The following is a 23,072-nucleotide window of genomic DNA, read 5'->3' as shown; positions in this document are numbered from 1 at the left end:
CATGGCTTCTATTCAACTAAAAAACATTGTTAAAAACTACGGTGACACAAAAGTCGTAAAAGAAATCAGCTTAGACATTGAGGATGGTGAGTTTGTTGTTCTTGTTGGCCCATCTGGTTGCGGAAAATCGACCACATTACGAATGATCGCAGGTTTAGAGCAAGCGACGTCAGGAGATATTGTTATTGGCGATAGAGTCGTTAATGATATCGAACCTCAACATCGAAATATCGCAATGGTATTCCAAAATTATGCCCTTTATCCTCATAAGTCGGTTAGAGAAAATATCGTTTTCGCACTACGTCGTCTAAAAGTCGATAACGCTGAGATTCAACGCCGTTTAAAAGAAGTATCTGAGATGCTTCAACTCGAAGAGTTGTTAGACCGCAAGCCTGCTGATTTATCCGGTGGACAACGTCAACGTGTTGCTATGGGGCGAGCAATTATCCGGGAAGCCGATGTATTTCTATTCGATGAACCTCTGTCTAATCTTGATGCAAAGCTTCGTGGGCATATGCGAACGGAGATAGGTAAGATTCATAATAAATTTGGTCGAACAAGCGTATATGTCACCCACGATCAGGTTGAAGCGATGACGTTAGCGGATAAAGTGGTCGTACTTCACGATGGCTACATCGCTCAAGCTGGAGCACCAATGGATATTTACTTGAATCCTGTGAGTATATTCGTTGCTCAATTTATTGGTTCACCATCAATGAATATTATTGAAGGTACTCTATTTAATGAATACCTAGCAATTGGTGGCTATCAAATTCCTAGAGATAAACTCACCAGCGTTCAATTTTCTGAGTCAATTGGCGATGAGGGAAGAGCAGTAAAAGTTGGTATACGACCAGACTTTTTTAACGACAAGCGTTATTTTTCTCAAGATGACTCTACGTTTAATTTTAATAACATTCGCGTCGATTTAATTGAGCCAATGGGGTTCGATAAAGAAATCTTGTTTTCGTTAGGTGATGATACTATCAAAGCTAGACTCGACCTTCGTTCAGAAATAGCTCGTGGTGATAGTCTAGATCTACTTGTCGACCTCTCAAGAGTGCTGTTATTTGATCAACAGAGTGAACTGCGTATATAGTCGTAGCCAAGTTAAGTGGTTCTTAAACGTTGCAGGGGAAATAGTGTACTTCTATGTCAATCAAGAAATTAGCTGAATATTTGGGTTTGTCTAAATCCACTGTATCAAGAGCGCTCAATGGTTACAGTGATGTAAACCCTGACACACGAAAACGGGTTCTGGCTGCCGCGCAAGATATTGGTTATCGTCCCAACCCAACAGCTAAGCGACTGGCATCGGGTAAGTCGCGTAATGTTGGGATTATATTACCCGCGAACTCACGGCTTTTTGTTTCTCCTGCGTTTTCAAAAGTCCTCGCAGGTGCATCTGAACTGCTTGCTAAACATGAATATCAACTGATAGTGACAACACTATCGCACTGGCAAGATGAATCTCAAGTCTATACCGACTTCATCGATAGTGGGTTGATTGACGGGATGTTTATTGTTCGAACTCGTATCAATGACTCTCGCATTGCTATGCTCACCCAGCGAGGCTTCCCTTATGTTTGCCTTGGGCATGATGACGGTTTTCCCAGTGACAGTTTTGTCGACGTAGATAATGCTAAGGCGTTTTATGATATTACTAAACGCCAAATCGAATTGGGGCATCGTAGAATTGCATTTCTCGATGCCCCCAAAGAACTGACGTTATCTAAAGCTCGTAAATGCGGTTATTTGCGAGCCATCGAAGAAGCCGGGATTGATGTAGACCATCGCTTACTGCTTAATGGTGAACTTAACGAGCATGCGGCAACTAATATGGCAAAAGAAGTCTTATCCCTTGCGCAACGCCCGACATCAATATTGTGTGCTGATGATACCATGGCATTAGGAACGATAGCGGCATGCGAAGAGCTCGGCTATCAACCTGGCTCGGATATCGCCATTGCCGGATATGGAGACTATGAACATAGCCGATACAGTAAGCCGTCGATCACAACCTTAAGTTATGATACCCACGCTATTGGAGAACAAATGGCGAAGTTGATGTTCAACAAACTCGAGCATAAACGATTTCAAGTCTGTAATTGGTATGAAGCGAGTATTATTGCTCGTCAATCCGATTCAAACGTTAAAATTTCATAGGACTAACATGAAGATTGTTATTGCCCCTGACTCCTTTAAGGAATCATTATCGGCACAGCAAGTCGCTGAGACGATTAAAGCAGGATTTGAAATCCATTTCCCTGATGCCGAATACATTGCTGTTCCAGTGGCCGATGGCGGTGAAGGGACATTAACAACATTAATCGAAGCTAAAAAAGGGCAGATCTTCAACGTTAATGTGGAAGGTCCACTGAGACAAACCATTAACGCCCGTTGGGGACATTTTTATGATGGTTCTCAATCAACCGCTGTGATCGAACTTGCCGAAGCATCCGGAATAGCCCTTAACCAAGTGAATGAACGTAACATTGCCGTTGCCTCTACCTATGGTACAGGCCAGTTAATAAAAGCCGCACTCGACGCCCAAGTAGATCGCATTATTCTTTGTTTAGGGGGCAGCGCAACCAATGACGGCGGAGCAGGTATTGCTCAAGCACTTGGTATTAAGTTACTGGATAGTCGTGGTCGTGAAATCTCTCGAGGTGGGGCTGCTCTATTAACCTTAGATTCAATCGATATTAGTAACCTTCATCCCAGAGCTACTTATGTAGAATGGTTTGTTGCTTGTGATGTATCTAATCCTTTGTGCGGTGAAAATGGAGCCAGCGCGGTGTTTGGCCCACAAAAAGGGGCGACGAACAGCCAGATAATGCGTCTCGACACTGCATTGAAAAATTTTAGTGATTGTGTAACGCACTTAACAGGGCACAATCACAGCGAAACACCTGGGTTTGGCGCAGCTGGAGGTACGCCATTAGCGATATCTCTGATTCGAGACCCGATTCTTAAACCAGGTATCGATATTGTACTTGAGGCGGTTCAACTTGATCATCATCTCAACAACGCCGATCTAGTGATCACAGGTGAAGGTCAGATGGACCATCAAACACTGCTTGGGAAAGCACCATTTGGCGTTGCTCGGCTCGCTAAACAGCTCAATATTCCCACCATCGGGATTGCGGGTTCGCTTGGTAGTGATCTTACTGGGTTAGATTGTTATTTTTCTGCAGTATTTGGAACGGTTCGCGCGCCGCAAAGTTTGGAAGCTGTATTAGAGGAAGCTCAGTACAATCTTAAAACGACTGCGAGCAATATTGCCGCAGCGATTAAAGTGAATATATAGAAGTATTAGGGGACATTACTAACTCGGTAGCCATTATATTTTTAGATACTTTAGCCTCAAAATATCCCTCAAAATTCAATAAGCTTCTTTATCGAAGATACGAAACAGTAGAGCTCAACTTTAAGATTTTTTAACTCGCGAATTTGACTTTCGCGTATAAAATGCAGCATTGTCGTTTTTAGTCGCATAACTATTGGAAAAGATATGAATACGTCATTTATAACTCGAACGGTTTTAGCGAGTACTTACTTAGCAAGTTTTATTCTTTACGCCCAAGATTTACCATCTATTGGGAACTACACAGGTTCAGGTTCCGTCACTCATGGCCTAGGGCAAATGCTTGTCGAAAATCTATTCGAATGTGATAGAGGTCGAGCAAGAGTATCACCGCTTGGAGAAATAACCGATACCTCGGGAAAAATCTGGAATCTTCCTGCGGACAATGAATTTGCAAGTGGTCTATATGCAACTGACCTCTATAACGTTTGCAATGGAATTACACCTTCAAGTCTAAATGATGTCGACACAAATAGTGTGCCGGTTGTAGAAGTGGATAGTGATGGAGAAGTCATCACTGGATATATCTTTGCAGATAACTACTTTGAATTGTACATAAATGGCCAATTGATTGGGGTTGATTCGGTTCCCTTTACGCCGTTTAACTCAAGTATTGTAAAGTTTCGAGTAAATACGCCTTATACCATCGCTGTAAAAGTGATCGATTGGGAAGAGCATATAGGCGTCGGGACCGAAAGAGGTCGTGGAAGCAACTATCATCCCGGCGACGGTGGCTTTATAGCTAGCTTTAGCGATGGAACTGTTACAAGTTCCGATTGGCGAGCACAAACCTTCTATACTGCGCCAATTTATGACTTGAGCTGTTTATCAGAGACGAACCAAACGAGAAATTCAGCGACATGCTCTACGAATGGCGACGGCGAAGGTGAGAATGCCTTTGCCGTTCACTGGGAAGTGCCAAAAAACTGGAAAAGTGACACCTTTGATGATTCAGCTTGGCCCAATGCAACCACGTATACCGAAAATGTAATTGGCGTTAGGAATAAAAATGGCTACATGAATTTTAGGGAAAAGTTCACTGGTGCGAAGGCGACCTTTATTTGGTCTTCCAACGTTGTATTGGATAACGAGGTATTGCTACGTTACAAAGTTGAGTAATCCGAAAAGATGTCCATGCATATAATCGATCTTTTATTTGAGACAATGCCAACTGGATAAGCGATTCTCCACATGCAATTTAGATGGTAAAAACGTACAATTGGCGCGATTAAAAATAACAGTCTAGTGATGGATTAGGAGCAACAATTGATTGACCGCATAGAAACTAAGCAACGCATGAGCCGAATTGTTAAACACAATGGTACCATTTACTTATGTGGGCAGGTGTGTAAAGACGCTGAACAAGGCATTAAAGAACAAACTGAAACTATGCTGGATAAAGTCGACGAGCTCCTTTTAGCAGCGGGAAGTGATAGAAAACACATTTTATCCGCCACCATTTATATCAAAGATATGAAAGATTTCTCTGAAATGAACAATGTTTGGGATAATTGGGTCCCAGAGGGTTATGCGCCGGCACGAGCGTGTGTTCAAGCAAGTATGGCAAGGGAAGCGTTGCTCGTCGAAATTTCTGTTATCGCCGCAGAAATCCAATAACTTCAAACATTCGAAAGTTAACTTATGGGCAAATTGGACTTTATTGTGTGATAAGAGTAAATATAACCACAACTTATATATGTCTACTCTTGTCATTAGAGGAATAATTAATGAAAACACTTAAATCTGCATTGTTAATCGTGGGGTCTTTATTGCCTTCAGCGCAAGCGTTCGCAGAAGATTACGATTTCAAACCCGGCCTTTGGGAAACAACATTTACAAATGAGATAACTCAAATAAGCGTACCAGCGGAACTTGAAGCGTTAGTTCGTAGTGGTCTCGAGCAACCAATGGATCCAGAAACACAATGTATCCACGATATAAATGAATTATTTGATTCTGGATTTAGTGGCAGAGAAGACGAAGAAGAAAGCTGCAACACAGAGGTGAACCGCATCAACGCAAATCGCGTCAATGTGTTGGCAAGTTGTAGTAGCCCTCAAGGAACAATGCAGTCTGAAGGTGTTATCAATTTAAATGGCGAAACCATGACTTATAGTGGCGATGTCACAACATCTGGCGAAGCAATGGGTATGAAAATGAATATGATCATGAAAATCTCAGGCAGTGCCAAATACATCGGTGAGTGTTCCGAATAACAATATTATATTACCCAATTAATATGATTCGAATTAATATACCGTTACCAGAATGAGTAGGTAACGGTATTGAGCATGATAACGTTTTTATTACTTGGTCTATTGATCTAATTCTCGCTCGAAAATCTCATCACCTCGCCCCAACATAGTGCCATACTGCACCATTGCACAGTAAATAGTGAAAGCCTTCGCTCATTTGGCAGCCTGTAAGTTGTTAATAAATCGATAGTTTATATATTAATCCCCCTATGTATAGGTTGGTTCAATATTTGCTTCATTTTTGAGAAGTATAGATGAACCATCGATTTTACTGGGGGAGAGTAAATGCGTAAGTATATTCAATCTTTAGGGGTTACCGGAGCATTATGGTTACAAAGTAGTGCAGTTCTATTTTCTGTCATGTTGATCAGTTTTGGGGCTAGCAATCAAGCGATCGCAATACTACTACTCACGGCTGTCTTTTCTAGTTACGTTTTGTACGAAGTTCGTCAAGATCAAAAGAATTTTCTTGCGCAAGTGACTGCTATACAAAATGGACATGCGAGTGAGTTAGATTCAACGAATACTGGGCCACTGCAACAACATTATCCCAAAATAGACGACTTGGTGCGGCTTTCAAAACGTAAATTGCGTGAGGTTCAATCTATTCGAGATGAAATGGGGTTTTCAGCACAAGAGCTCGCAGATAATGCTCTCAATGTTGCTAGTCATTGTCAGGCGCAAGCCGATATTACGACATCGTCCGCTTCCGCAGCTACGGAAATATCATTAAGTATCGATGATGTATCAAAACGGATTGAGATCACTCAACAGGCAATGGAAACTGGAAATAGCCTTTGTCACAAAGGGCGTAAAGAACTCACGAATACTCAAGAGTATATGGCCAGTGTTAGTGAGCGTATTGTTGAAACAAGCCAAAGTATTGAGGAACTCGATAACAAATTAAGCGCAGTTGTTTCTGTGTCCAAATTTATTCGTGAAATCGCTGAGCAAACTAACTTGCTGTCTCTTAATGCAGCAATAGAAGCAGCGAGGGCAGGAGAGCATGGCCGAGGATTTAGTGTTGTCGCTGATGAAGTACGAGGGTTAGCGCAGCGTACACACGATTCAGCAACATCAATAACCAATCAAGTAACAGATGTTACAGCAAGCATGTCAGAAGTAATTAAGCAAATGGAGATGGCCGTTGAATCAACCTCTAAGTGTGAAAAAAGTGTTGATTCGGCATATACGTCACTACAAGAAACAGTCTTGTCGATTGAAGAAGTGGTAGAGCAAATTAGAGGCATTGCCACCGCATCAGAGCAACAGGCAATTGCTACACGAGAAATATCTGAAAATATGGAACGAGTTGCGACTACTGCTGGACACAATGCAAATATGGCAAAAGAAAATGCCAGTGTCGCAAGCCATCTGCAAAATATGACTCGAATGGAGGCCTAGTAATGACTCACTTCGATCTTTCAGCCTTACTTTCTTTGATGATCTCTTCTATATCCCTAATTAGCATTATGATATTTATTCGTTACCGTAACACTAAAGAGAGCAGTAGGCGTCGGAAAGAGGGTATCAAATGGCTCAAGCAGTTTCGTTTATTACTTGCGTTGGTTCAACAACATAGAGGTTTGAGTAATGGATTGATATGTGGTGATAAGGAGCTACTTCACCGATTAACCCCGCTGAGTCAAAGTATCAACCAACTTCGAGATCAACTTATAGTGCAAGGTAGCTGGCTATCCGACAACGATCGTTGGTCCGGAATCGACAGTCATTGGCAAAGACTTTCGGTGAATTTCGAGACTTTATCGGCTAAAAATAATTTTGATCAACACTGTAAACTCATCACAAATATACTGTACCTTATTGATGACGTTGCCGAAGAATATCGACTCTACGAAGTTAAAGATAAGCAAGAACAGTCAATTCGTTACTTATGGCAAGATTTACTGGTGACCGCTGAAAATATAGGACAGGCCAGAGCTCTTGGAACTGGTGTTGCCGCAGCCGGTATATGTACCAGTGTCGATAGAATTCGTCTAAGTTACCTACATCAATCCATAACAAACGTTGTTAAACACAGTAGCGATAAAAAAGCGGTTGTCGAACTGCTCCAAGTTATCGAACAAAAAATCATTATCGATGTCCCCACAGTAAATGCTAAATCCTACTTTGACTCAGCGACCGTAGCTTTAGAGTCTGTATTAAGCGAGTTTGATGCGATTCTTGAAGAACAGATGTAAATATAATGCTGAAAATCAGATTATCCTGAAAATGCAAACTAGAGTTGAAAGAATGTTAATTAATGTCCGACTGTTTAACAGTTGGTATTCAAGCGGCTGATTCAATTCGAATATATAACTACGTACGGCCTGTTCGTGATACTTGGTAATACTAGTTAAAAATTCTTCTTTATCACAAACACCGACAACTAAGTTCGGTGTTTTTTAGTTCTAGAACCGAGATATAAAACATCAATTGGCAAGATTAACGTTATGTTATAACATAACCATCTAGTTTTTTTTCTGGAAACGAGAATGAAGGACATTGATACCATTGTTGATCACGCAGAGAAAAGTTGTATCGCTCATCATAAGCAATTAACCCCAAAGCGAAAGCTGGTACTACGAGCATTGATTCATGCCAATAAAGCCTTGTCAGCTTACGAGCTGGTGGATTATTGCAAAGAACATTTCAATCAGAATCTTCAAGCGATGACCGTCTATCGAATATTAGATTTTCTTGAGAAAGAGCATTTATCACACAAGCTTAAAATGTCTAATAAGTATATTGTATGTTCTCATATTCTCAGTGGAAGTGAGCATGGCGTTCCTCAATTCTTGATCTGTTCCAAGTGTGAAAAGATCAACGAGCAAATTATCGACCCTCGTTTAATTAATGGCTTGCAAACCAATGCAAAGCTAGAAGGTTTTACTGTAACAAGTCCACAACTTGAAATTAGTTGTATTTGTGACGATTGCATTGATTAGGAAAGGGCGAATGAGTACGAATAACAAAAAGATATTGGCAGTACCCACTAACATTATTACTGGATTTCTCGGTGTTGGTAAAACCTCAGCGATCTTAAACCTTTTAAAAAACAAACCTGATAATGAACGCTGGGCAGTACTTGTCAATGAATTTGGTGAAATTGGGGTCGACGGTAATTTAATCAATGGGCAAAAGGGGAAGGATCTCGTCTTTATCCAAGAAGTTCCGGGCGGGTGTATGTGCTGTGCCGCTGGGTTACCCATGCAAATAGCCCTAAACCAACTGTTAGTTCAAGCCAATCCCGACCGATTACTTATTGAACCGACCGGTTTAGGTCATCCAAAAGAAGTATTACAGGTACTATCATCAGAACATTATCGCAAAGTTATTTCTCTGCAGAAGAACATTACGTTGGTAGATGCTCGTAAACTATCAGACACAAGGTACACCGACCACGAGACATTCAATCAGCAAATAGCCATAGCAGACATAGTCGTTGGTAATAAAAAAGATCTTTACCAAAGCGGTGATCAAGAATCACTGATAAATTATGTCGAGAAATTTAATAACCCAAACGTCGAAATTATTTTTGCTGAACATGGTAAAGTTTCACACGAACAGCTTAAAGGAAGTACACTTACTCAAGAGTATTCGTCTAATCACCATCACCATCATCACAGTTCAAAACCATTGGCTTCAGAGTTGCTAATGCCAGAAAGTGGCATGATTAAAGCAACCAATGAAGGGGAAGGGTATATAAGTGTTGGTTGGCGCTTCGCACCTGATAAACTATTTGACCGTAAGCAACTTATAAATCTATTTTTGCAATTAAATGTCGAGCGATTAAAAGCTGTCTTTATCACTTACGATGGAATTTTTGGATATAATTTGACGAAAGATGGTCTAACGGAATCTGAGTTGGACGAATGTAGCGAAACTAGAATCGAAGTTATCGCAGATTCGATCGATGAAGAGTTAGAGAACCGACTTCTGCAATGCATTATTCGCTAAGCAGAAATAAAATAGATTTACATAACTGACTTTATGTGACATCGTCACAAAGTCGGTTATATATGTAAATGATTATTGTTGTTATGTTGGTAATGGATTATCAAGAGAATAAAGTAAGTGTTACCCCATGAAAATGTTTAGAACTATTGCTTCAGTCACTGCGGTACTCGCCTTTACCTCTGCTTACCTTATCCCGACCGTTGATGATTCAAATCAGCCTGCATCTCACTCGGTATTGAGTGAAAAAGAACTTACAACGCAACTGGTCGATGAAACAACACCAATCGTAAAGACTGAAGATATCCAATTAGTAGACGGACCAATAGAAACTTTAGAACCAGAAAAAATACAATACACAGTGAAACCTGGTGACACGCTTAGTAATATTTTTTCCCAGTTAGAAATTTCTCTTGAAACGCTACAGCATATTTTATCAGTCGATCTCAATCACCTTCGGCTTGATACCATAAAACCCGGCGAGCAATTGGAATTCGTTGTTTCTAGCAATAATGAATTACTGAGTATGATTTACCATATCAGCTTGGTCGAACACGCGGTATATACCAAAGAGCAAGATGGTTCATTCTCATATCAGTTGAATGAGATTCCTGGCGAGTGGCGTGAAAAGTTGTTTTCAGGGACCATTACAGGAAGTTTTTCTGTATCCGCAAACAAACTTGGACTTACATCAAATCAAATAGGCAATATCACTCGTGTCCTACACGATAAAATTGACTTCTCTAGATCATTACATGCAGGTGATCGGTTTAATATTTTGGTTAAGCAACAATTCTTACATGATCGCCCAACTGGAAATAGCGAAATTCAAGCAATCTCATTTACTTTTTCTAGAGGTCTTTCTAAAAGGGAAGTGTCAGCATTCTTAGCGCCAGATGGACGATTCTATGATAGGGAAGGGAATAGTTTAGAACGCGCGTTTAACCGATATCCAGTAGACAAGAAATATCGCAGAATTACGTCTTCTTTTAATCCGAGACGGAAACACCCCGTTACAGGACGAATATCACCACACAATGGTACTGATTTTGGGACGCCAGTAGGAGCGCCAGTCTACTCGACCGGTGACGGAAAAGTAATCGGATTACGAAATCACCCTTATGCTGGGAAATACCTCGTGATTCAACATAACAGCGTCTATAAAACACGTTATCTTCATCTTAGTAAGTTCTTAGTGAAAAATGGCCAACAAATCACGCGAGGCCAAAAAATTGCACTAGCTGGTGCGACAGGTCGATTAACTGGTCCTCATTTACACTTTGAAGTATTAGTACGAAACCGGGCAGTTGACGCGATGAAAGCTGACTTACCAATCGCAACCACTATTTCCCAAAAAGATAAGGATGCCTTTTATGCATCGGTATCCGCATTTGATTCTTTAGTTAATAATAGCTAGGCACCTTCATAGCGTTTTGAATATCACCAATGAATGAAATCGGATAATCATCAACGAATTATTAAATATTAGATTGCAACCATATGAATTGTATGCAATAAAGGACATATAAGGTATTTGAAATCAACAACTCACTGTTGTCGAATCAATCTCATAGTCTAGTGACCCGATATTAAAGATGGAAAACATTAAAAAAGTCTATCAATATGCAGAGCCAAATCTCACTCTTGTTGGGTGGATGGGGTTTATCGGGTTCCCGGTATATTACATTATCTGGGCGTTTATCTTCCCTCAGCCCTATGAAAATATTGGATTCCGGTTGCTGTGCTCGGGACTATTCTTTGGTCTTATCTATCGTAACCATTTTCCGATGAAATGGCGTGATCATTTACCTATTTTATATCAAATCACAATCATAATTTGTTTACCTAGTTTCTTCTTCTATATGCTTCTTATGAATGAATGGAACACCGTTTGGCTTATGTCATTTATGACAGCAATTTTTATTCATATTTTGCTTGTGAACGTAACTTTAATTATGTTCGCGCAAACGTTTATAGGTGTAACACTAGCGATAGGTTTAGCCTGGCTAAATCAAGATTATGCCATCGAATTTCGTATGGATTGGTCGCACATTCCAGTGTTTTTGTTTATCTATCTATTTGGCAACCTGTTTTGCGTTCGAAACCAAGTCGAGCACGAAGCGAAAGTGTCAATTGCTAAATCCTTTGGTGCTGGGATTGCACATGAGATGCGAATTCCATTAAGTAGCCTTTCATCATCGATTAATGTCATACAGTCGGTGCTACCCAATCTAAAAGACAATAATACCAATCAATGTCTGATAAGTCGCAAAGATGTCGAATTACTAAGAGAAGTCAGCACTGATGCCCTCAAAGTTATTCATTCAGGAAATGAAACGATTGATTTACTGCTGACTTCAATCGATGAAAATCGCGTTTCGCGTTCGACGTTCAAACATTACTCGGCGCAAACGACGGTTGAGAGTGCTATCGAAGATTTTAGCTATCAATCTCCAATTGATCGAGATGCTATTTCTATTGATGTGAACACAGAATTTATGTTTTTTGGCAGTGGCTCCTTGCTCAAATATGTCATGTTTAATTTAATCAAAAATGCCTTCTACCACCGTAGCTCAGAGGGATTTCATATTAATATCGTGTTGACTCATGGTAATGATAAGAATCAGATTGTTGTGACTGATAACGGGGTGGGCATATCTAACGATGCCATACAAAATATCTTTCAAGATTTTTATACAACCGGAAAGTCAGGTAATTACGGCTTAGGGCTGCCTTTCTGCCAAAAAGTAATGCGTTCATTTGGTGGTAATATTAGCTGCCGTTCAGAAGTCGGAGAGTGGACGCAGTTTACTCTAACTATGCCATTGATTAAGTCTGAAGCGGTTAAAAGTATTAAGTATGAACTTACTAAACTTAAAACTCTTCTCTATATCGGTGACAATGATGAGATTATTGCGAATATAAACCGCACTGCGGCCTCATTAGGATTCAAGCCTGTCGTTTACAACCCTGCATCAGCATTGGCCCAAAGAACATTTGAATTCAATCATGATTTGATTGTTGTTGATACTCAAAATGCGGGACCATTGGTAGATCAGTTAGACGCGATTGGATCATCAGCAAGGTTTGTTTACTTGTATGACCAAGTGCCACTTGACCAGCCTCATAAAGCATCCTTTCAACAGACTTGGATTGAAATGCACAAATGGCTCGAAGAGAGTGAGTCGATTATTGACCATTTATTGTTCGTTGAATACCCAATAGATCTCGAATGTCCTAGCTGCCGAGAGGTTAATCAAAAACATAGAACCATAATGTTGGTCGATGACAATGATTCGATACGAAAATTCACTGCGATAATGCTGGAAAAACAAGGTTTTGACGTCATACAAAAGGAAAATGGCAAACGAGCACTTGAAGCTTTGGAACATAAAGCCGTAGATCTAATTATTATGGATATAGAAATGCCCATCATGGATGGAATTAAAACGTCGCGTACTATCCGTGCTAGTCATAAAGCTTTTGCGCAAATTCCTATCATCGCTCATTCGGGTGACAATTCACCAGATACACTAAAAGACATATCATCATCAGGGATCTCTGATTTCATTGTAAAGCCGGTCGATAAAAATACTCTTCTAAACAAAATTTCCAATTGGGTGTAAAATTTTGAGAAACAGAACTCTGAGCGAGCCAGAGTTCTGTAAATCTTATAACTTACCGTTTTTAGTCTCTAATTGAACTCTAATTCGGGATGGAGAAATGCGTCTTTACACACCGCTAATACATGATTAATGTCATCCACCGTCAAGTCAGAATTAACCGAAAATCGAATGATATTTCGATTTTTTCCTGTTGCTGGACGACAGAATACCGCGCCAAATACATTACGGTCTTCAAGAAAATCACGCACACGTTCGGTATTTCTTTCATTTCCACATTCGAGAGCGATAATTTGAGATTCACTGCGGATATTGAAACCTATCTGTATTAAGCCACAACGAAGTTGTTTTGCTCGATCGGCTAGTTTTGTTCGCTTACCATCAGACTCTTTAATTACGTCAAGGGTCTGTTCCAATCGTACAATTTCATGAGGCAATACTGTCGAGCTAAATATCGCAGGATAGGCTACAAAGGGTAATGTCTGTGCAAGCGTTTTTGGTCCTAAGATTGCTCCGGCACGATAAGCGAATGTCTTCGCTAAACTGACGGTGATGAAATCGACCTGCTCGGTCAGGTTCAGTGCTTTGACCAAGCCAGAACCGTGTTCGCCATAGACACCTAAAGAGTGAGATTCGTCGACAACCAAAGCGCAACCAAACTCCTGAGCCATTTCGTAGATGTCTCGTAATGGCGCGATTGTGCCAATCGTACTGTATACCGAATCCACAACAATAACTCCGGGGCCATAACGTTGAATCTGTTTACGAAGGTGGTTGATGTCGTTGTGCATAAAAGGGTGGGCACGAGCGCCTGCAGCCCTAATTCCTTCCCAGAGAGACATATGTGCAAAGAAATCGGTATAAACAGGGGTGTTTGGTCCACAAATTGTTTGCAACAACCCCATATTAGCAGCCCAGCCAGATTGCGCGAGTAGACAACTCTCGAACCCCATGTATTCGGAAAGTTGATTCTCAAACGCTGGCTTTGATCCAGCGTCTTGCAAAAATATTGCCGACATTACGACGTTATCGTCATTTTCTCCTATAGCATCACGGTGTGCTTTTTGAATCTTTTCGTCATGCGATAATGACAGGTAGTCATTACTTTGCATGACAATGGCGTCCCGCTGAGGACGTTTCCCTAAAACCAAGTGTTTGTGGTTTTCATTCTGATGAATTAGATCGGTAAGGTAAAAACCTAGGCGTTCTTCAACAAAGGGAGGTAGTGGTTTCAGATTTGATTTATCACTCATAATAAGTTCTCTTTGTAAGATAAAAAAACGCCAGCGCTGACAGAAATCTATATTGCCGATTGGGCATTAGATGTCATTGCTTCAATTGCATAAATATGCACTCTCTTGCAAACTTAGAATTTGAGGGTAGAACGCTGTTTATAAGTCCGTACGGTTTGGAGATCTAACTGATCGAATTTAGATTAAATTGACACTATCGGAATGGATAAAGCAGTGTTAATGTGTGACTTTCATGGCGTCACTCGTGAAAGATAGGAAAAAAGGAATACAATATGAATTACGACACATTATTAACCTATTTCTTTGTCGCCTTTTTTTATGTGATTAGCCCTGGGCCAGCAGTATTTCTAGCGATCTATAACGGGGCGGTTAGCGGTGTTAAGTGTGTTGTGGTATCCGCTTTAGGGAACATCCTTGGTTTAATGATCCTATCAATAGTTTCGATTACTGGCTTAAGCGCTATTCTTCTCGCGTCATCGGTGCTGTTTATGGCGGTTAAGATATTGGGTGCTGGGTATCTGATCTATCTCGGAATTAAGCAAATACGCTCAAGCAATGCAATACAAAAGAAACCTCTTTACCAAGGAATTAAAGCAGAACGCTCACTATTTTCTTATTTTAAAGAGGGCTTCATCATTGCGGTAACCAACCCAAAACCCATCATATTTTTTACCGCTCTTTTCCCTCAGTTTATCGATGCAGATAGACCGTTACTATTTCAGTTTTCAATAATGACCCTGTTGTTTATGTTCTTCTCGTTTTCATCATTAACCACTTATGGCTACTTAGCTCAGCGAAGTAAAGGTTTTCTGTCTAACTCGAAAAATGTAAAGTGGTTCCAGCGTATTAGTGGCGGTTTATTTGTTGGAATGGGGTTTAGTCTTATTAGCGTCAAAAGTATTAATTAATCCAACGATTTCGATTTTATTGAGACCGCGGGACGAGAAATCGATACCATTCCTAGCGCTAAAATCATACCAAAAATGATCAAGCATGATCCCATAACTTCTTGGGTGCTCATGGTTTCGCCCAGCAGTAAAAAGCTCAAAACCAATGCAACAGGCGGAACAAGAGACGCAAATATTGCTCCTTTCATAGCGCCTAAACAAGCGACGCTTTTCGAGTAACAATACAAAGCAACAATCGCGACAAGTATACCTTGGTAGGCGCCATGTAAGAGCAGTAAATCTACCGGCGTATTTTGAATAACATCAAAAGTAAATGGTGCACAAATAACTCCGGACACGACTGAAACCAATGCAGTTGCCACCCATGAATCAAGTCGCCAATATTTACCAAGCAGCGTAAATGATGCCCATAAAGCACCACAACCAACAAACATTAGATCACCAAACACAGTTGCTTGAGTAATATTGTTCACATTGAATAATCCAATAGTAACCACTCCAACCACTATGGCACCAATCCCAAAACGCTTGTTTATATCGATTGTTTCTTTGAATAACCAGACGCTACCTATGGATGAAAACACCAACATCGTGCTTGGGGCAATTGCACCAAAGTGAGCGCTAGAAGATAGGTTTATACCGTGTGTTGCAAGTAAGACGTAGGGCGCACCCGCACCGATAGTCAACAAGGTACCTTTTGTCAGAATAACTCGAACATGTATCGCATGATGGATTAATACAGGAAACAAAATCAGACCAGCGATTGAGAAACGCAGTGCTGCGATGTCTATAGGGGTGAGAGCGTGCGTGGCACCAATCTTAGATATTACTGGCCAACTTCCCCAAATTAACGAGGCAATAATCCCCAAAACGAGCCCAACTCCATTATTTTTAATATTAACTACCATTATCACGCCTCTCCGATTAATTATTACTCTAGGATAAATCAACCGAAGCTTTACATTGCAGCTTAACGAGCACTAATATGAATTATAACTGCATTTATATATAAATTAAGAGGAAAAGCTGCATATGGATGGTTTTGACCGGCAAATACTAAAAAGTGTCCAAGATAACAACAAAAAAACGTCTGAAGAATTGGGGATTGAAATTGGTCTATCCGCAACAGCTATCCAGCGAAGAATTAAGAAGCTTAAGGAATTTGGCGTTATTTCGAAGGAAGTTGCAATTCTCGATAGTGACCAGCTCGGCGGATTTATCACTATCGTCGTTGATGTAGTTATGGTAAAGGGGGGAGCGTCGGTGATTGAGCGATTCAAAAAAAAGGTATGTGATCAGCCCGAAGTCCAACAATGTTATTACATTGCTGGCGAAAAAGATTTTGTGGTAATAATTACAGCAGAAAGCATGCAACGATATGAGGCGATAACACGAGAATTGTTTCTCGATGACGATACTATTTTAAAGTTCACCTCAAACGTTGCCATGCAGTCGGTTAAAATAGGGTTAACCGTACCAATCTGATTAAGTTACTTAACTAGCTTTGGAATTAACTCGGCAAGTTTTTCAGCTAACACAAGATGCTGTTCAACCTGCCAATGAATGCCTTCTTTTTCGCACGGCGTAATGATTTTAGCAGCGTCTAAAAAGTGACAACCGAGTTCTTGTGCTCTTCGTTCATAAAAATGTCCAAGCTGTTTGGATTTTTCTTCCGCACCTTCGAATCCTTCTTTTAATGGATCAGCTTCGTAAACAAGGGGTGGAGAGATGAGCAAAACTTTAGGCGCGCTAGGCATAAAATCATGATTAAAATTTTGTACTACTTGCACTAAGCGTGCTGCACCTTTAGATATATCACTTGCACTGACGTTGAACCGAGATTTAAGATCATTTGTTCCTAATAAAATCACGACCAAATCTGGGTGGTGACTTTCTAAACAGGGTAGAAGGTAGTCCAACCCTTTTTTACCTGGCTCAAAAGGATCTTCAAACACAGTAGTCCGGCTGTTTTGACCTTCTTCGATAATGCGATACTCGGAAGTGAGTTGAGATTGAAGAAGCATAGTCCAGCGTTCATTTTGATTGTAACGACGTGACAAGTTTGGAGCGTAACCCCAGGTGTTTGAGTCACCAAAACATAGAACCGTTTTCATGGAATCGTCCTTAACTGAGTGAAGTCTGCCGAGGTTTTATTCTATGAGCAAACCTCATTCTACGCCATTGGAAACAACAATAAATAACCAGAAATGTTGAACTGTAAGAAATACTTAAGATATCTATTACCAAAATGAAACGAAATTGAAATATAAAAACTTCATCTTAGTGGCAAAACTATAGCAAGCGGTAAATACAACGTTTGCACTTACAAGGAAGCGACTCATGAAGCAATTCAATCAAGAAAATGATCAACGACCACTTACTCACGAGCCAGAATTCAATCGACTTGTCGACGCTGCAATGTCACGAAGAAGTTTTTTGAAATCTGCTGGCGCTGCCGGGACCGTCGGTTTCTTTGCAGCAGCACCATTGAGTCAAGCCATTGCCGGTTCAATGTCCAACAAAACTGTGACAATTGGTTTTGAAGCAATTCCAACTTCGACGGCCGACACTGTTGTGGTTCCGGCAGGTTATCAGGCTGATATTCTGATTTCATGGGGCGATCCTGTATTAAAAGGGGCGCCAGCATTTAGCCAATCGAACGACGCAAAAGCTCAGTCAATGCAGTTTGGTGACAACAATGATGGGATGACATTTTTCCCAGTTTCTGACGATAGAGCAGTACTTGCGGTAAACAATGAATACGTCAATAAAGAGTATCTTTACGCACACCAAGGCAAAAACATCACCGAAGATGATGTATATAAAGCTCAAGCAGCTCACGGTGTTTCCATTGTTGAATTAACGAAAAAGAATGGTAAGTGGGTCACGAACCCAGATGGTCGCGTAAACCGCCGAATTACCGCTTCGACCGAAATGGAAATGACGGGTCCTGCTCGTGGACATCAGTTGCTGAAAACAGACGCTGATCCATCAGGTACTAAAATTCTTGGCACTATGAATAACTGTGCTAATGGTCAAACTCCATGGGGAACGTATCTCACCTGTGAAGAGAACTTCAATGGCTACTTTGGCGCTTCATCAGACAAAGAATTTGATGAGTCGTATTCGCGTTATGGTCTCAAGAAAGAAGACTGGAACTACGATTGGTTTAAGCACGATGAACGCTTTGATATGGCAAAACATCCAAATGAACCACATCGTATGGGGTGGGTAGTTGAAATTGATCCAATGAATCCTAATTCAACCCCTAAAAAGCGCAGTGCACTTGGTCGCTTCAAACACGAAAATGCCGCTTTAACTCTAGACGATTCAGGCCATGCTGTTGTTTACTTAGGTGATGATGAACGCGGTGAACACTTATACAGATTTGTATCTAAGAACAAATATGTTCCTGGTGCGGCATCAAACTTAGATCTTCTTGAAGAAGGGACCCTATATGTTGCTAAATTCAATGGCACAGAAGGGGAGTTAGCGGGTAAAGGCGAATGGCTTGAGCTTACTTGGGGCAAAAACGGGCTTACACCTGAAAATGGATTCCCAGATGCAGCATCCGTATTGATATTTGCTCGTCTTGCTGCAACACAAGTTGGTGCAACCACAATGGATCGTCCAGAATGGGTAACCGTTCACCCTGATAACGAGTCCGTATTCTGTACGCTAACAAACAATAAATACCGTGGTGTAAAAGAGTCGCAGCCGCTTAATGTCGCTAACCCTCGAGAGAAGAACCCTTACGGTCACATCATTCGTTGGCGTCCAACCAACCGTAACCACATCGGGGATACGTTTGATTGGGATATCTATGTCTTAGCGGGAAATCCGGAAGTACACGATTCTGGGCTTATGGCAGGTAGTGACAACATCAACAAAGACAATATGTTTAATAGCCCAGATGGTATTGGCTTTGACCGTTTTGGACGTCTTTGGATTCAAACCGATGGGAACTATAAAAACGAAGGAGACTTTGCTGGAATGGGCAATAACCAAATGTTTTGTAGTAACCCAGAAACCGGTGAAATTCGTCGCTTCCTAACTGGCCCAGTTGCATGTGAAGTGACGGGGTTAACCTTTGCTCCAGACTACAAAACCATGTTTGTTGGGATTCAACACCCAGGTGAGAAACTGGCTGACTCGCACTTCCCTGAAGGCGGAAACAGCATTCCTCGTTCATCTGTGATTGCGATTACTCGTAAAGATGGCGGTATCATCGGTGCTTAATCGTTAAGTAAGAATATAGTCACAGCCCTTAGTCTCATGATTAAGGGCTTTTTTACTTATTTATTAGAGCTTGAGGCATATTTCAGATCTGGTTTTGGCATTCGATAAAATTGAGAAATAATGGCCATTACCAAAATAGAAAATACAATTCGAAACCAAAGTACCATAGTCACGTCGGCCCCTAGCAGCAACACCAGTGCGGTGTCTTCAATAATACTGTGGAGCAAATTCAATAACATCACCGTTATCATGGCATCTCTCGCCGTTAAATTCCCATTCTTAGATTGATTAATGATTAAACCGCCACCGTAGGAAAGGCCTAACGTGATACCGATAACGGCTAAGTTAGCAGCTTCTTTGCTAACTCTAAGGAGTTTCAATAAAGGTGCCATTAATAATGCCATCGCATATTCAACTCCAAGAAGTTTTAAAATTCTCAGCCCTGTAATCAGTACACAGATGACAACAAATATGCTCCCCAAATTAATAAGTTGCCCAATGCCCCAATCGAGGTAACTTTCGTAAACACGCGGTTCACTCTGCCAGAGTATCTTAGCCGCTTGCTCGCCTGTTCCTGAGTACCGATAATACATATTCTGAAGCCACGCAAAAACAAATCCTCCAGCCACTCTCAAAATGATAGAAACCCACATTGGAACGCCCGCTTTCTTTGAAATAATGCCTTCTAAGGGGAGAGAATGGCATATCAATAGCAAACTGCTTAATACCGTAACCTGAGCGACCGATAGCGTGGCTCCGGAGTCGATAAACACAACAATTCCGGCATATATATTAGTCAACATGGTCGTTGCCCAAACAAGTGCCATCGAACTCGGAAGCCCAAGGCTCGCCATTATCGGTTCTAAAAGTGAGCTTAGCAGCGTCACTCCACCGAGATCATCGGCTATTTTTATCAGTACAATCATAGGAATCATAATTGCAAATAACGATACGGTGGTCGTCTTGATTTCACCGCTTATTTGTTTAATTTCGACTATTAATCGATTCATCATTTATCGCCTTATATGGCTAAGTTCATAACAATATGATAAAGATATAGCCGTTCATTGTATTTTGAATTTGCCATTAATAGTGGCGATAAATTTCTTATATAGAAAAAATACATCTAAAAAGTTCTTATTTATATAGGTTTACAAAATTATGGAAATTGACCGCATAGATCGAAAAATTCTGATGATTATGCAAAGAAATAATAATATTCCTAACGTTGATCTTGCTGAAGAAGTGGGATTGTCTCCGCCAGCCTGTCTAAAACGAGTCAGGCGTTTAAGACAAGAAAAAGCCATTATCGGTGACGTGTCACTAGTCAATCCGGAATTGGTGGGGAAATCTATGACGTTTATTGTATCAATCGAAATGGAGCGAGATAGAGAAGATATCTACAAGGACTTTCGCTCTATGATATTTAAGTTTCCTGAAGTAACTCAATGCTATCAAATATCAGGCAGCTATGATTTTCTGCTTATTGTGAGTGTCAATGATATTCCACAATATGAAGCGTTTCTAGATCGTTCGATACGTAAAGACCTCAATATACGGAAGTTCCATACGTCGGTTTCGTTACGTACGGTAAAATTTACCACTGAAGTTAACTTAAATGAGTCAGGATCATAGCGAAACGTTAGAAACATTTATGAACCGCTCGACGAACATGCGTTCATTTGGTGAGATAACCGACGTCACTACATAGTGTCAAAATACTCGCCAAAATCACCGCTTAAACTTCTGATGCTTCTGAGTCGAAAACGATTATTCTCAACGCTGGCATGGGTGAGACGATCGATGCGGAACAACCTTGGTGCGTCTCTTAAATAGTCCCAGCTCAATAAATACCACGCTGGCCAGTTGAGTAGTATGAACTGAGGTTCGATCCGCCTTGTTGTTTCGGTGCCATTTTCGGACAAATAGCCGATAAAGAGTGTTTGTTGCTGAATAAATGCTTGGCTTACATCAGTAAGAAATGGTTGATGTATGTTTACAACCGATGATGATACTTTGCTTGAAGCGATAGCACCTACTAACACACGCTGGCGTAATAAGGTAATTCGCTTTCTCTGCTCATTGTTGAGAAAAAAGGTCAGCTTGCTTTTCACACTAGAGATAGTATCTCCTAAAATTGGACAGCTTAACGACTCAGTTAGCGCCAATGCCATTAACGTATTCAAAATCTCCTCATCACTCAAGAAGAAGCGAGGAGGGCGTGTCATCCCTAATAGCGAAACACCACCGCCCGCACCACGCTCGGTTTCAATGTCGTAACCTTGCTCTCGCAACAGCGTAAGATCTCTGGAAATACTCCTTATCGACACACCTAAGGATGCCGCGAGTGATTTTGTCGTTGTTAAATTTTTGTTCGCTAAGAGCCCTATAAGTTTTTCGAGCCTATCTTGCTTGTTTTGAAAACTGCGCATAATTAATCGGTCATTAAGTGTCGTATTTACCAATAGGATATCACTACCAATGACACGAAACGTATTTCCAACATGTTTTTTACAAAATATCAGGAGTCTTCAACAATGAATCCAAAGGGCACCACACTTGCTATCACCATGTTAGCCTCGTCAATGAGCTCTGCTTCAACTTATGAAATAGTCAGTACGAAATTTATCGACGGAATTGAGTATCATGAACAAAAGCTAGCAATGGAAACACTCAATTCCGTTGTTCAGCGTTTTGAAGGTTTTCAAAGTCGTCGATATTTTTACAGTGAGGAACTTAACCGTTGGACCGATATTGTCGTTTGGGAAAATGCTAATCTTGCTCAAGCGGCGTCTATGCAAGCTATGGAGAATGCTAAGGCTCAGAAAGTCTTTTCTAAAATGGATATTGAAAGCTCTATTTTTTCACATTATCAAGCTGTCGGGCAATTGGGCGCAAAGTAATGGACTTATAGTGAATACAAACACTCATATATCATTTTTTCTTAAGTAAATAAGGAACCACTCCTATGTCTCATTCAAATGCAAGCTGCCTATGTGGTGCTGTAACAATAGTCGCTAATAATATTAATCCTAAGTTTACCGTGTGCCATTGCCAATCATGCCGAACCTGGGGAGGTGCACCTTTTTTTGCCGTACAGTGTGGAACAGATGTAAAAATAGATGGTAAGAAGTTCGTTAGAATGTATGAATCCTCCGCTTGGGCATCTCGAGCATTTTGCTCTGAGTGTGGCACGCATCTTTTTTATAAACTGAAAGCAACGGGCGAACACAATATGCCGGTTGGGTTATTTCCTACCTTAGAAGGGTTAGAAATGGACATGCAATATTTTAGTGACATGAAACCAAGTTATTACTGTTTTTCTAATCAAACCAAAGAAATGACCACCGCTGAAATAATGGCGTACTTTGCTGAAAAAATGTAGGGAAGTACAAATGTAGCAGTGTGATGTATGGGTTGCAGTAAGTATCACTTTGGTGTTTTATAGTCATTAAACACGGCAAACTTAC

General features: G+C 40.8%; 23 protein-coding genes. 18 read left to right on the top strand and 5 right to left on the bottom strand.

Annotated elements, in window-relative coordinates; translation table 11 throughout:
• The first annotated feature begins 1 nt into the window (after position 1).
• From ACWU4D_RS02650 to ACWU4D_RS02595, 12 genes are all read left to right on the top strand, one after another.
• Entirely contained in the window at positions 2-1,099 is a 1,098-nt protein-coding gene (locus ACWU4D_RS02650; RefSeq protein WP_456049823.1) for an ABC transporter ATP-binding protein, read from the top strand.
• Between the two features lie 53 nt (positions 1,100-1,152).
• Positions 1,153-2,166 (top strand): LacI family DNA-binding transcriptional regulator, encoded by a 1,014-nt coding sequence (locus tag ACWU4D_RS02645; RefSeq protein ID WP_456049822.1) that lies wholly within the window; start codon positions 1,153-1,155, stop codon positions 2,164-2,166.
• 7 nt (positions 2,167-2,173) lie between these two features.
• A complete protein-coding gene (locus ACWU4D_RS02640) occupies positions 2,174-3,310 on the top strand; it encodes a glycerate kinase (RefSeq protein ID WP_456049821.1) in 1,137 nt (378 codons plus the stop codon).
• Between the two features lie 204 nt (positions 3,311-3,514).
• Entirely contained in the window at positions 3,515-4,486 is a 972-nt protein-coding gene (locus ACWU4D_RS02635; protein WP_456049820.1) for a hypothetical protein, read from the top strand.
• 147 nt (positions 4,487-4,633) lie between these two features.
• A complete protein-coding gene (locus ACWU4D_RS02630) occupies positions 4,634-4,984 on the top strand; it encodes a RidA family protein (protein WP_456049819.1) in 351 nt (116 codons plus the stop codon).
• A 110-nt stretch (positions 4,985-5,094) separates the two neighbouring features.
• Positions 5,095-5,583, top strand: coding sequence for a DUF3617 domain-containing protein (locus ACWU4D_RS02625; RefSeq protein WP_456049818.1), 489 nt, complete (start codon positions 5,095-5,097; stop codon positions 5,581-5,583).
• 324 nt (positions 5,584-5,907) lie between these two features.
• The gene (locus ACWU4D_RS02620) at positions 5,908-7,026 is read left to right on the top strand and encodes a methyl-accepting chemotaxis protein (protein ID WP_456049817.1); all 1,119 of its coding nucleotides are present in this window, start codon (positions 5,908-5,910) and stop codon (positions 7,024-7,026) included.
• Between the two features lie 2 nt (positions 7,027-7,028).
• The gene (locus ACWU4D_RS02615; RefSeq protein WP_456049815.1) at positions 7,029-7,823 is read left to right on the top strand and encodes a hypothetical protein; all 795 of its coding nucleotides are present in this window, start codon (positions 7,029-7,031) and stop codon (positions 7,821-7,823) included.
• Between the two features lie 294 nt (positions 7,824-8,117).
• Positions 8,118-8,570, top strand: a complete 453-nt coding sequence (locus ACWU4D_RS02610) for a Fur family transcriptional regulator (RefSeq protein ID WP_456049814.1) — start codon at positions 8,118-8,120, stop codon at positions 8,568-8,570.
• A gap of 10 nt (positions 8,571-8,580) precedes the next feature.
• Complete coding sequence (locus ACWU4D_RS02605) at positions 8,581-9,582, top strand: CobW family GTP-binding protein (protein WP_456049813.1); 1,002 nt, start codon at positions 8,581-8,583, stop codon at positions 9,580-9,582.
• 127 nt (positions 9,583-9,709) lie between these two features.
• Positions 9,710-10,996, top strand: coding sequence for a peptidoglycan DD-metalloendopeptidase family protein (locus tag ACWU4D_RS02600; RefSeq protein WP_456049812.1), 1,287 nt, complete (start codon positions 9,710-9,712; stop codon positions 10,994-10,996).
• A gap of 178 nt (positions 10,997-11,174) precedes the next feature.
• Positions 11,175-13,205 carry an ATP-binding response regulator gene (locus tag ACWU4D_RS02595; protein WP_456049811.1) on the top strand — a complete coding sequence of 677 codons (2,031 nt, stop codon included), beginning with the start codon at positions 11,175-11,177 and terminating at the stop codon, positions 13,203-13,205.
• A 68-nt stretch (positions 13,206-13,273) separates the two neighbouring features.
• On the opposite strand, the gene cqsA is transcribed toward ACWU4D_RS02595, so the two are convergent.
• On the bottom strand, positions 13,274-14,455 hold the full coding sequence (cqsA, locus tag ACWU4D_RS02590) for an alpha-hydroxyketone-type quorum-sensing autoinducer synthase (RefSeq protein WP_456049810.1): 1,182 nt from the start codon (positions 14,453-14,455) through the stop codon (positions 13,274-13,276).
• A gap of 272 nt (positions 14,456-14,727) precedes the next feature.
• Between cqsA and ACWU4D_RS02585 the strand changes: the two genes are divergently transcribed.
• Complete coding sequence (locus tag ACWU4D_RS02585; RefSeq protein WP_456049809.1) at positions 14,728-15,363, top strand: LysE family translocator; 636 nt, start codon at positions 14,728-14,730, stop codon at positions 15,361-15,363.
• On the opposite strand, the gene ACWU4D_RS02580 is transcribed toward ACWU4D_RS02585, so the two are convergent.
• A complete protein-coding gene (locus ACWU4D_RS02580; RefSeq protein ID WP_456049808.1) occupies positions 15,360-16,271 on the bottom strand; it encodes a DMT family transporter in 912 nt (303 codons plus the stop codon). The two genes, ACWU4D_RS02585 and ACWU4D_RS02580, sit on opposite strands and share 4 nt — an antisense overlap.
• Positions 16,272-16,395: 124 nt before the next feature.
• Between ACWU4D_RS02580 and ACWU4D_RS02575 the strand changes: the two genes are divergently transcribed.
• Positions 16,396-16,848, top strand: coding sequence for an Lrp/AsnC family transcriptional regulator (locus tag ACWU4D_RS02575; RefSeq protein ID WP_456049807.1), 453 nt, complete (start codon positions 16,396-16,398; stop codon positions 16,846-16,848).
• Between the two features lie 5 nt (positions 16,849-16,853).
• Here ACWU4D_RS02575 and ACWU4D_RS02570 read toward each other — a convergent pair whose 3' ends face one another.
• Complete coding sequence (locus tag ACWU4D_RS02570) at positions 16,854-17,477, bottom strand: SGNH/GDSL hydrolase family protein (protein ID WP_456049806.1); 624 nt, start codon at positions 17,475-17,477, stop codon at positions 16,854-16,856.
• 226 nt (positions 17,478-17,703) lie between these two features.
• Between ACWU4D_RS02570 and ACWU4D_RS02565 the strand changes: the two genes are divergently transcribed.
• Entirely contained in the window at positions 17,704-19,602 is a 1,899-nt protein-coding gene (locus ACWU4D_RS02565) for a PhoX family protein (protein ID WP_456049805.1), read from the top strand.
• 56 nt (positions 19,603-19,658) lie between these two features.
• Here the strand turns inward: ACWU4D_RS02565 and ACWU4D_RS02560 are convergent, their stop codons facing one another.
• Complete coding sequence (locus ACWU4D_RS02560; RefSeq protein ID WP_456049977.1) at positions 19,659-20,612, bottom strand: hypothetical protein; 954 nt, start codon at positions 20,610-20,612, stop codon at positions 19,659-19,661.
• A gap of 151 nt (positions 20,613-20,763) precedes the next feature.
• On the opposite strand from ACWU4D_RS02560, the gene ACWU4D_RS02555 reads away from it, so the two are divergent.
• Positions 20,764-21,237: an Lrp/AsnC family transcriptional regulator gene (locus ACWU4D_RS02555; protein WP_456049804.1), complete on the top strand. Its 474-nt coding sequence runs from the start codon at positions 20,764-20,766 to the stop codon at positions 21,235-21,237.
• A gap of 68 nt (positions 21,238-21,305) precedes the next feature.
• Here ACWU4D_RS02555 and ACWU4D_RS02550 read toward each other — a convergent pair whose 3' ends face one another.
• Positions 21,306-22,034 carry a helix-turn-helix transcriptional regulator gene (locus ACWU4D_RS02550; protein ID WP_456049803.1) on the bottom strand — a complete coding sequence of 243 codons (729 nt, stop codon included), beginning with the start codon at positions 22,032-22,034 and terminating at the stop codon, positions 21,306-21,308.
• A 105-nt stretch (positions 22,035-22,139) separates the two neighbouring features.
• Between ACWU4D_RS02550 and ACWU4D_RS02545 the strand changes: the two genes are divergently transcribed.
• Entirely contained in the window at positions 22,140-22,505 is a 366-nt protein-coding gene (locus ACWU4D_RS02545; protein WP_456049802.1) for a hypothetical protein, read from the top strand.
• 65 nt (positions 22,506-22,570) lie between these two features.
• Positions 22,571-22,987: a GFA family protein gene (locus tag ACWU4D_RS02540; RefSeq protein WP_456049801.1), complete on the top strand. Its 417-nt coding sequence runs from the start codon at positions 22,571-22,573 to the stop codon at positions 22,985-22,987.
• Positions 22,988-23,072 lie beyond the last annotated feature (85 nt).

This window comes from Vibrio phycocola (genome assembly GCF_053850235.1).
This window is presented reverse-complemented; position numbering and strand designations above follow the sequence as displayed.

What these genes read in the sequence shown, in the direction of transcription:
- ACWU4D_RS02650 (WP_456049823.1), top strand. Translation starts at nt 2, where the DNA reads ATGGCTTCTATTCAACTAAAAAACATTGTTAAAAACTACGGTGACACA.
- ACWU4D_RS02545 (WP_456049802.1), top strand. Translation starts at nt 22,140, where the DNA reads ATGAATCCAAAGGGCACCACACTTGCTATCACCATGTTAGCCTCGTCA.
- ACWU4D_RS02550 (WP_456049803.1), bottom strand. Translation starts at nt 22,034, where the DNA reads ATGCGCAGTTTTCAAAACAAGCAAGATAGGCTCGAAAAACTTATAGGG.
- ACWU4D_RS02645 (WP_456049822.1), top strand. Translation starts at nt 1,153, where the DNA reads ATGTCAATCAAGAAATTAGCTGAATATTTGGGTTTGTCTAAATCCACT.
- ACWU4D_RS02625 (WP_456049818.1), top strand. Translation starts at nt 5,095, where the DNA reads ATGAAAACACTTAAATCTGCATTGTTAATCGTGGGGTCTTTATTGCCT.
- ACWU4D_RS02605 (WP_456049813.1), top strand. Translation starts at nt 8,581, where the DNA reads ATGAGTACGAATAACAAAAAGATATTGGCAGTACCCACTAACATTATT.
- ACWU4D_RS02610 (WP_456049814.1), top strand. Translation starts at nt 8,118, where the DNA reads ATGAAGGACATTGATACCATTGTTGATCACGCAGAGAAAAGTTGTATC.
- ACWU4D_RS02560 (WP_456049977.1), bottom strand. Translation starts at nt 20,612, where the DNA reads ATGAATCGATTAATAGTCGAAATTAAACAAATAAGCGGTGAAATCAAG.
- ACWU4D_RS02595 (WP_456049811.1), top strand. Translation starts at nt 11,175, where the DNA reads ATGGAAAACATTAAAAAAGTCTATCAATATGCAGAGCCAAATCTCACT.
- ACWU4D_RS02640 (WP_456049821.1), top strand. Translation starts at nt 2,174, where the DNA reads ATGAAGATTGTTATTGCCCCTGACTCCTTTAAGGAATCATTATCGGCA.
- cqsA (WP_456049810.1), bottom strand. Translation starts at nt 14,455, where the DNA reads ATGAGTGATAAATCAAATCTGAAACCACTACCTCCCTTTGTTGAAGAA.
- ACWU4D_RS02540 (WP_456049801.1), top strand. Translation starts at nt 22,571, where the DNA reads ATGTCTCATTCAAATGCAAGCTGCCTATGTGGTGCTGTAACAATAGTC.
- ACWU4D_RS02585 (WP_456049809.1), top strand. Translation starts at nt 14,728, where the DNA reads ATGAATTACGACACATTATTAACCTATTTCTTTGTCGCCTTTTTTTAT.
- ACWU4D_RS02620 (WP_456049817.1), top strand. Translation starts at nt 5,908, where the DNA reads ATGCGTAAGTATATTCAATCTTTAGGGGTTACCGGAGCATTATGGTTA.
- ACWU4D_RS02570 (WP_456049806.1), bottom strand. Translation starts at nt 17,477, where the DNA reads ATGAAAACGGTTCTATGTTTTGGTGACTCAAACACCTGGGGTTACGCT.
- ACWU4D_RS02555 (WP_456049804.1), top strand. Translation starts at nt 20,764, where the DNA reads ATGGAAATTGACCGCATAGATCGAAAAATTCTGATGATTATGCAAAGA.
- ACWU4D_RS02615 (WP_456049815.1), top strand. Translation starts at nt 7,029, where the DNA reads ATGACTCACTTCGATCTTTCAGCCTTACTTTCTTTGATGATCTCTTCT.
- ACWU4D_RS02575 (WP_456049807.1), top strand. Translation starts at nt 16,396, where the DNA reads ATGGATGGTTTTGACCGGCAAATACTAAAAAGTGTCCAAGATAACAAC.
- ACWU4D_RS02635 (WP_456049820.1), top strand. Translation starts at nt 3,515, where the DNA reads ATGAATACGTCATTTATAACTCGAACGGTTTTAGCGAGTACTTACTTA.
- ACWU4D_RS02580 (WP_456049808.1), bottom strand. Translation starts at nt 16,271, where the DNA reads ATGGTAGTTAATATTAAAAATAATGGAGTTGGGCTCGTTTTGGGGATT.
- ACWU4D_RS02600 (WP_456049812.1), top strand. Translation starts at nt 9,710, where the DNA reads ATGAAAATGTTTAGAACTATTGCTTCAGTCACTGCGGTACTCGCCTTT.
- ACWU4D_RS02565 (WP_456049805.1), top strand. Translation starts at nt 17,704, where the DNA reads ATGAAGCAATTCAATCAAGAAAATGATCAACGACCACTTACTCACGAG.